The 7,598-nt window shown below is 67.4% G+C and carries 5 protein-coding genes and 1 pseudogene; 5 read left to right on the forward strand and 1 reads right to left on the reverse strand.

Annotated elements, in window-relative coordinates:
- A pseudogene (locus Q8Q71_RS13475) lies at positions 1 to 2,340 on the forward strand (DNA-directed RNA polymerase subunit beta'); the annotation flags it as partial.
- Between the two features lie 163 nt (positions 2,341 to 2,503).
- On the opposite strand, the gene Q8Q71_RS13480 reads toward Q8Q71_RS13475, so the two are convergent.
- Entirely contained in the window at positions 2,504 to 3,214 is a 711-nt protein-coding gene (locus Q8Q71_RS13480) for a hypothetical protein (RefSeq protein ID WP_305760119.1), read from the reverse strand.
- Positions 3,215 to 3,641: 427 nt separating this feature from the next.
- Here Q8Q71_RS13480 and rpsL point away from each other — a divergent pair, with 427 nt between their 5' ends.
- The 4 genes from rpsL to Q8Q71_RS13500 all read left to right on the forward strand — a co-directional run.
- The gene (gene rpsL, locus Q8Q71_RS13485) at positions 3,642 to 4,013 is read left to right on the forward strand and encodes a 30S ribosomal protein S12 (RefSeq protein ID WP_055832311.1); all 372 of its coding nucleotides are present in this window, start codon (positions 3,642 to 3,644) and stop codon (positions 4,011 to 4,013) included.
- 66 nt (positions 4,014 to 4,079) lie between these two features.
- Positions 4,080 to 4,553 (forward strand): 30S ribosomal protein S7, encoded by a 474-nt coding sequence (gene rpsG, locus Q8Q71_RS13490; protein ID WP_305760120.1) that lies wholly within the window; start codon positions 4,080 to 4,082, stop codon positions 4,551 to 4,553.
- A 151-nt stretch (positions 4,554 to 4,704) separates the two neighbouring features.
- On the forward strand, positions 4,705 to 6,786 hold the full coding sequence (gene fusA / locus Q8Q71_RS13495) for an elongation factor G (RefSeq protein WP_305760121.1): 2,082 nt from the start codon (positions 4,705 to 4,707) through the stop codon (positions 6,784 to 6,786).
- 57 nt (positions 6,787 to 6,843) lie between these two features.
- Positions 6,844 to 7,598, forward strand: a 755-nt coding sequence (locus Q8Q71_RS13500; RefSeq protein ID WP_305760122.1) for an elongation factor Tu, incomplete at its 3' end; no start/stop codon positions are given.

Raw genomic sequence — 7,598 nt, forward strand, 5'->3', positions numbered from 1 at the left:
TTCGCCGACCAGATGATGCAGCTGGGCTTCCGTGAAGCCGCCAAGGCCGGCATCTCCTTCGGCAAGGACGACATCGTCATCCCGGCCGCCAAGGCCACGCTGGTCGCCGCCACCCGCACCCAGGTCGAGGAGTACGAGCAACAGTACGCCGACGGCCTGATCACCAAGGGTGAGAAGTACAACAAGGTCGTCGACGCCTGGGCCAAGGCCACGGACAAGATCGCCGACGCCATGATGGGCGAGATCGCGCAACCGCGCGTTCTGGCCAAGGGGCAGGCCCCGGACATCAACTCGGTGTTCATGATGGCCAACTCGGGCGCCCGCGGTTCGCAGGCGCAGATGAAGCAGCTGGGCGGCATGCGGGGCCTGATGGCCAAGCCGTCGGGCGAGATCATCGAGACGCCGATCATCTCGAACTTCAAGGAAGGCCTGACCGTCCTCGAGTACTTCAACTCCACCCACGGCGCCCGCAAGGGTCTGGCCGACACCGCGCTGAAGACCGCCAACTCCGGCTATCTGACGCGTCGTCTGGTCGACGTGGCGCAGGACTCGATCGTCACGGAGGACGATTGCGGCTCGACGCGGGGCATCACCCTGCGCGCCGTGGTCGAAGGCGGCGACGTGCTGGTCTCGCTGGGTCAACGCGTCCTTGGCCGTTACGCGGCCGAGGACATCAAGGAGCCGGGCGGCGACACCGTCCTGTTCCCGGCGGACACCTATCTGCAAGAGGAAGAGGTCGAGGTCATCGACAACGCCGGCGTCCAGTCGGTCAAGGTCCGCTCGGCCCTGACCTGCGAGGCGGAGGCCGGCATCTGCGCCTATTGCTACGGGCGTGATCTGGCGCGCGGCACCAACGTCAACATCGGCGAAGCGGTCGGCGTCATCGCCGCCCAGTCGATCGGCGAACCCGGCACCCAGCTGACGATGCGGACCTTCCACATCGGCGGCACGGCCCAGGTGGCGGAAACCTCGTTCTACGAGGCGACCAACCCCGGCGTCGCCAAGATCACCGGCCCGACCGTCAAGGCGGCGCACGGCGATCTGGTGGCCATGAGCCGCAACGTCGTCGTCACCATCGTGGTCGACGGCAAGGACCGCGAAAGCCACAAGATTCCCTACGGCGCCCGTCTGCGGGTGGTCGAGGGTTCCGAGGTCAAGCGCAGCCAGCGTCTGGCGGAGTGGGACCCCTACACCTCTCCGATCCTGACGGAAGTCGGCGGCGTGATCCGGTTCGAGGACCTGGTCGAGGGCCTGTCGGTCCGCGAGGAAACCGACGAGGCGACGGGCATCGCCCAGCGCGTCGTCAGCGACTGGCGCGCCAGCCCCCGCGGCGCGGACCTGCGTCCGGCCATGGGCGTCACCTCCGGCGACGCCTACGCCAAGCTGGCCTCGGGCTCCGACGCCCGCTACCTGCTGCCGGTGGGCGCGGTTCTGTCCGTGAACAACGGCGACGTGGTCAAGCCGGGCGAGATCATCGCCCGCGTCCCGACCGAGGGCGCCAAGACGCGCGACATCACCGGCGGTCTGCCGCGGGTGGCCGAGCTGTTTGAAGCCCGTCGTCCCAAGGACTGCGCGGTCATCGCCGAGATGGACGGCCGCGTCGAATTCGGACGCGACTACAAGAACAAGCGCCGCATCAAGATCACCCCCGAGCCGAATGCCGACGGCGAACAGGGCGAGGCGGTCGAGTTCCTGATTCCCAAGGGCAAGCACATCTCCGTCCACGACGGCGATCTGATCAACAAGGGCGACTACATCATCGACGGCAACCCGGATCCGCACGACCTGCTGCGCATCCAGGGCGTCGAGGCCCTGGCCGAGTATCTCGTGAACGAAGTGCAGGAGGTCTACCGACTGCAGGGCGTGCCGATCAACGACAAGCACATCGAGGTGATCGTTCGCCAGATGCTGCAGAAGGTCGAGATCCTGGATTCGGGCGAAACCACCCTGATCCGCGGCGACACGGTCGAGGTGGCGGAAGCCGTTCTCGAGAACGCCAAGGTCGAGAAGCGCGGCGGCCGCATCGCCACCACCCAGCCGGTCCTGCTGGGCATCACCAAGGCGTCGCTGCAGACCCGCAGCTTCATCTCGGCAGCGTCCTTCCAGGAGACCACCCGCGTCCTCACCGACGCCTCGGTCAACGGCAAGGTCGATACGCTGGAAGGCCTGAAGGAGAACGTCATCGTCGGCCGTCTGATCCCGGCCGGCACGGGCGCCTATCTCCGGGCCCTGCAGAAGATCGCCAACGAGCGCGACGCCGAGCTGACGTCGACGCGCGAGGCGGCCATCGAGCCGCTTCCCGCCGATCTGGCGCTGGAGCTGGAGAGCAGCGAAGGCTGATCTTCGGTCCCGGACTGAAATGAAGAGGGCGGCTCCGGCGACGGGGCCGCCCTTTTCTTTTTCAGGGCGCGCTGTCGCTCGCCGCGCGGCGGCTCGCTGCTTGAGCGCGGGCGCGTTGACGCCCTGGTTGCGGGACTTCGCCGCCCGGGCGGCGAGCTGACGGCTAGCGCGGACCGTCCCGGCGGTCGGTGCGGATATTCTGCGTCGAATCCGGCCGAAACGACGGGTCGAGGTGCGCGCCCGCGACGCCCATGCCGAAATTGGAGCCGGGGCCGTCCTGGGGGCCGACGTTGCCGCTGCCGCCGGCCAGCGGACGGCGGCGGGCTTCGTACTGCGCCAGCCGCCGGGCACCTTCCGCGGCGAAGGGGCTGCCGCTCATCTCGTCGATGGGCGCGGCGGCGGCGGCGCGCTGGCCGAAGCGGTCGTCGCAGACCGCGCGTTCGGCGGCGCTGAGCAGGGCCGGCGTGGCGCAGCCGGAGCCGCGGGTGCGCAGGCCGCGTCCGACCCGGTCGCCCAGGGTCTCGGGCCGGACGGCCCAGCCTTCGACCCCCGCCGGGGGCGGCGGGGCGCCGGGCGCCGGGGCGCCGACGCGGGGGGCCGGCGGGGCGGGGCGATCCTCGTCCTCGGTCGGGTCGCGGAAGGGCCGGTCGCGGTCGGCCGCGGGAGAGCCGGGCAGGGCGGGGGCCTCGATCGTCTGCGGCGGGGCGGGGGCCGGCCGGACCCGCGCGACCTCGCCGGGCAGCAGCGGGCGCGGCTCCATCTGGATATGGATGACGGGGTCCCAGTCGTCCGCATGGTCGGGCAAGGTCAAGCCCATGGAGCGCAGGCCGAGGTATGCGAACAGGGCGACGTGGCCGAACACGGATGCGGCCACGATCGCCGGCTTGCGCCACCGCTCCGCGCGCGCGGGCCATACCCACGCCGGCCCCCGAAATCGCCATCCGCCCGTCATGCGCGCACAGGATGGGGCGAGCGTGGCGGTATTGCGGCTTCGGGTGGAGAAGCCGCGGTGTCCGACGATCCGCCCGCGCCGCCCTTGACCCTGCGCCCCCTCGCGCGTAGAAGCCCCCCACTTTCGAGGTTCCCGGTTCGCCGGGTTCCGGGATCGTGACAATTGAGCGGACGGGCTGCGCCCGCCGGAACGCCCGAAGCGCGCGTTCCGGTTTTTTCGTTTGGCGGTCGTGTCTCCGGCTCGAGATCAAACCCGGGGCGGCGCGTCAGCGTCGTCCGAAAAGAAGGCTCACCGGGGCGCTCCGGCCGAAAGGCACACGCCCCCATCGATTGAAGAGAACCGAGACTCCATGCCGACTATCAACCAGCTGATCCGCAAGCCGCGCCAACCCAAGCCGGTGCGCAACAAGGTGCCGGCCCTGAAGGGCTGCCCCCAGCGCCGCGGCGTCTGCACCCGCGTCTATACGACGACCCCGAAGAAGCCCAACTCGGCCCTGCGTAAGGTCGCCAAGGTCCGCCTGACCACCGGCATCGAGGCCGTGTGCTACATCCCCGGCGAGGGCCACAATCTGCAGGAGCACTCGGTGGTCCTGATCCGCGGCGGCCGCGTCAAGGACCTTCCCGGCGTTCGCTACCACATCCTGCGCGGCGTGCTCGACACGCAAGGCGTCAAGGACCGCAAGCAGCGCCGTTCGCACTACGGCGCCAAGCGTCCGAAGTAAGCGACCCGCCACCCGAATTTTCCCGGCTCGCCGGGACCCCAGAGACCGCTTTAGAAGGCCAGGCCCATGTCACGTCGTCACCGCGCACAGAAGCGCGAAGTTCTGCCGGATCCCAAATACAAGCATCTGATCGTCACCAAGTTCATGAACTACGTCATGTACGAGGGCAAAAAGGCCGTCGCCGAGAACATCGTCTACGGCGCGTTCGAGATCCTGGCCGACAAGAAGAAGGAACAGGAGCCCGTCGCTACGTTCCACGCCGCCCTGGACAACGTGGCCCCGGCCGTTGAAGTCCGGTCGCGTCGCGTCGGCGGCGCCACCTACCAGGTGCCGGTCGAGGTTCGCCCCGATCGCCGTCGCGCCCTGGCCATCCGCTGGCTGGTCAACGCCGCCCGCAAGCGCGGCGAGAACACCATGACGGAAAAGCTGGCCGCCGAACTGCTGGACGCCTCGAACAACCGCGGCACCGCGGTCAAGAAGCGCGAAGACACCCACAAGATGGCCGAGGCCAACCGCGCCTTCAGCCACTACCGCTGGTAAACGCCTTCAAGGCGCCCCGTTCGGCGCCTATCTAGAGACTATCCGGCGCGGGCGGTTTGAGCTAAATCGCCCGCGCCCGCTTATCCGCACAGACCGACATCTCCCCGAGGGCGCGAAATGCGTCCTGAACTCACTTCAAGGCACGCTTCCCATGGCCCGTCTCAACAAGATCGAGGACTACCGCAACTTCGGCATCATGGCCCACATCGATGCGGGCAAGACGACGACGACCGAGCGGATCCTGTATTACACCGGCAAGAACCACAAGATCGGCGAAGTCCACGACGGCGCCGCGACCATGGACTGGATGGACCAGGAGCAGGAACGCGGCATCACCATCACGTCCGCCGCGACGACCGCTTTCTGGAAAGAGAAGCGCCTCAACATCATCGACACTCCCGGCCACGTGGACTTCACCATCGAGGTCGAACGTTCGCTGCGCGTGCTCGACGGCGCCGTGACGGTGCTGGACGGCAACGCCGGCGTCGAGCCGCAGACCGAAACCGTCTGGCGCCAGGCCGACAAATACCGCGTGCCGCGGATCGTGTTCGTCAACAAGATGGACAAGATCGGCGCCGACTTCGACGCCTCGGTGCAGTCGATCCGCGACCGACTGGGCGCCAAGGCCGTGCCGATCCAGTTCCCGATCGGTTCGGAAAACACCCTTTCGGGCCTGGTCGACATCGTCGCGATGAATTCGGTGGTCTGGGACAACGACGCCCTGGGCGCCAACTTCACCGTCGGCCCGATCCCGGACGACCTGATGGACAAGGCCGTCGCCGCCCGCCAGTACCTGATCGACAACGCCGTCGAGCTCGATGACGAGGCGATGGAAGCCTATCTGGACGGCGCCGAGCCCTCGCTGGAAGTGCTGAAGAAGTGCATCCGCAAGGCCGTGCTGACCGGCGCCTTCTATCCGATCCTGTGCGGCTCGGCCTTCAAGAACAAGGGCGTGCAGACGCTGCTGGACGCGGTCGTCGACTATCTGCCGTCGCCGCTGGACATCCCGCCGACCCCGGGCATCGACTTCAAGACGGAAGAGCCGGTCGTGCGCCGCGCCTCGGACGACGAACCCCTGTCGGTTCTCGCGTTCAAGATCATGGACGACCCGTTCGTCGGTTCGCTGACCTTCTGCCGCATCTATTCCGGCAAGATGGAAACCGGCATGGGCCTGCTGAACTCGAGCCGCGACCGCAAGGAACGCGTCGGCCGCATGCTGCTGATGCACTCCAACGACCGCCAGGACATCAAGGAAGCCTACGCCGGCGACATCGTCGCCCTGGCCGGGCTGAAGGACACCCGCACGGGCGACACCCTGTGCGATCCCCTGAAGTCGCCCGTCATTCTCGAGAAGATGGAATTCCCGGCGCCGGTGATCGAGATCTCGGTCGAGCCCAAGACCAAGGCCGACCAGGAGAAGCTGGGCGTCGCCCTGGCCAAGCTGGCCTCGGAGGATCCCTCCTTCACCGTCTCGACCGACCACGAGTCGGGCCAGACCATCCTCAAGGGGATGGGCGAACTGCACCTGGACATCAAGATCGACATCCTGCGCCGCACCTACAAGGTCGACGCGACGATCGGCCAGCCGCAGGTGGCCTACCGTGAATCGCTCGGCCGCAAGGTCGACATCGACTACACGCACAAGAAGCAGACCGGCGGTACGGGCCAGTTCGCCCGCGTCATGATCACCTTCGAGCCGGGCGAGCCGGGTTCGGGCTTCGTGTTCGAGAGCGCCATCGTGGGCGGCGCGATTCCGAAGGAATACATCCCGGGCGTCCAGAAGGGCCTCGAGTCCATCAAGGACGGCGGCCTGCTGGCCGGCTTCCCGCTGATCGACTTCAAGGCGACGCTGACGGACGGCAAGTTCCACGACGTCGACTCCAGCGTGCTGGCGTTCGAAATCGCGGCCCGCGCCGCCTTCCGCGAACTGAAGGACAAGGGCGCGCCCAAGCTGCTCGAGCCGATCATGGCGGTCGAGGTCGTGACCCCCGAGGACTATCTCGGCTCGGTCATCGGCGACCTGAACGGCCGTCGCGGCATGATCCAGGGTCAGGACATGCGCGGCAACGCCACCGTCGTGAACGCCTTCGTGCCGCTGGCCAACATGTTCGGCTATGTGAACACGCTGCGCGGCATGTCGCAGGGCCGCGCCGCCTTCACCATGCAGTACGACCACTACGAGCCGGTGCCGCAACACGTCGCCGACGAAGTGATCAAGAAGTATTCCGCCTAAACCAACCCCCTGAAATTTTAGGAACAAGCCCCCTGTTCAGGGGACGGAGAGAAGAGAATGGCCAAGGAAAAGTTCGAACGTAACAAGCCGCACTGCAACATCGGCACGATTGGTCACGTTGACCACGGCAAGACGACGCTGACGGCGGCGATCACGATGGTTCTGGCCAAGGCCAGCGGCGGCAAGGCGATGAACTACGCCGACATCGACGCGGCGCCGGAAGAGAAGGCGCGCGGCATCACGATCAACACGGCGCACGTGGAATATGAGACGGCCAACCGTCACTACGCCCACGTCGACTGCCCCGGCCACGCCGACTATGTGAAGAACATGATCACGGGCGCGGCGCAGATGGACGGCGCCATCCTGGTGGTTTCGGCCGCCGACGGCCCGATGCCGCAGACGCGCGAGCACATCCTGCTGGCCCGTCAGGTCGGCGTGCCGGCCCTGGTGGTCTATCTGAACAAGGTGGACCTGGTGGATGACGCCGAGCTGCTGGAGCTGGTGGAGATGGAAGTGCGCGAGCTGCTGAGCTCGTACCAGTTCCCGGGCGACGACATTCCGATCACGGCGGGTTCGGCCAAGGCCGCGACCGACGGGGTGAACCCGGAGATCGGCGAGCAGTCGGTGATCAAGCTGATGCAGACCGTGGACGACTACATCCCGCAGCCGGCGCGTCCGCTGGACCTGCCGTTCCTGATGCCGGTGGAAGACGTGTTCTCGATCTCGGGCCGCGGCACCGTGGTCACGGGCCGGGTCGAGCGCGGCATCGTCAAGGTCGGCGAGGAAGTCGAGATCGTCGGCATCCGCCC

The organism is Brevundimonas sp. (assembly GCF_030704825.1).
Classification (GTDB): Bacteria; Pseudomonadota; Alphaproteobacteria; order Caulobacterales; family Caulobacteraceae; genus Brevundimonas.